The following is a 1374-nucleotide window of genomic DNA, read 5'->3' on the forward strand; positions in this document are numbered from 1 at the left end:
GCGGGACACGTGGTATCCTGTCTGAATATGGGGGGACCATCCTCCAAGGCTAAATACTCCTGACTGACCGATAGTGAACCAGTACCGTGAGGGAAAGGCGAAAAGAACCCCGGCGAGGGGAGTGAAACAGAACCTGAAACCGTGTACGTACAAGCAGTGGGAGCCCCACCACTAAGCCAGTGGTGAACTCCACATACGCATCCTTTGCGGAAGATGCGGTTAACGGAGCGAAAGCGACGTTCAACCTAAAAAGAAGCAGAGGGGGCTTAGTGGTGGGGTGACTGCGTACCTTTTGTATAATGGGTCAGCGACTTATATTCTGTAGCAAGGTTAACCGAATAGGGGAGCCGGAGGGAAACCGAGTCTTAATTGGGCGTTAAGTTGCAGGGTATAGACCCGAAACCCGGTGATCTAGCCATGGGCAGGTTGAAGGTTGGGTAACACTAACTGGAGGACCGAACCGACTAATGTTGAAAAATTAGCGGATGACCTGTGGCTGGGGGTGAAAGGCCAATCAAACCGGGAGATAGCTGGTTCTCCCCGAAAGCTATTTAGGTAGCGCCTCGTGAATTCATCTCCGGGGGTAGAGCACTGTTTCGGCCAGGGGGCCATCCCGGCTTACCAACCCGATGCAAACTGCGAATACCGGAGAATGTTATCACGGGAGACACACGGCGGGTGCTAACGTCCGTCGTGAAGAGGGAAACAACCCAGACCGCCAGCTAAGGTCCCAAAGTCATGGTTAAGTGGGAAACGATGTGGGAAGGCCCAGACAGCCAGGATGTTGGCTTAGAAGCAGCCATCATTTAAAGAAAGCGTAATAGCTCACTGGTCGAGTCGGCCTGCGCGGAAGATGTAACGGGGCTAAACCATGCACCGAAGCTGCGGCAGCGACACTAAGTGTCGTTGGGTAGGGGAGCGTTCTGTAAGCCTGCGAAGGTGGCCTGTGAGGGTTGCTGGAGGTATCAGAAGTGCGAATGCTGACATAAGTAACGATAATGCGGGTGAAAAACCCGCACGCCGGAAGACCAAGGGTTCCTGTCCAACGTTAATCGGGGCAGGGTGAGTCGACCCCTAAGGCGAGGCCGAAAGGCGTAGTCGATGGGAAACAGGTTAATATTCCTGTACCTGGTGTTACTGCGAAGGGGGGACGGAGAAGGCTATGTTGGCCGGGCGACGGTTGTCCCGGTTTAAGCGTGTAGGCTGGTTTTCCAGGCAAATCCGGAAAATCAAGGCTGAGGCGTGACGACGAGGCACTACGGTGCTGAAGCAACAAATGCCCTGCTTCCAGGAAAAGCCTCTAAGCCTCAGGTAACATCAGATCGTACCCGAAACCGACACAGGTGGTCAGGTAGAGAATACCAAGGCGCTTGA

1 rRNA gene is annotated in these 1374 nt (G+C 54.1%); it reads left to right on the forward strand.

Annotated elements, in window-relative coordinates:
- Positions 1-1374, forward strand: a 23S ribosomal RNA gene (locus F4V61_RS21955); the annotation flags it as partial.

It is taken from the genome of Salmonella enterica subsp. arizonae (genome assembly GCF_008692845.1).
Taxonomy (GTDB): Bacteria; Pseudomonadota; Gammaproteobacteria; order Enterobacterales; family Enterobacteriaceae; genus Salmonella; species Salmonella arizonae.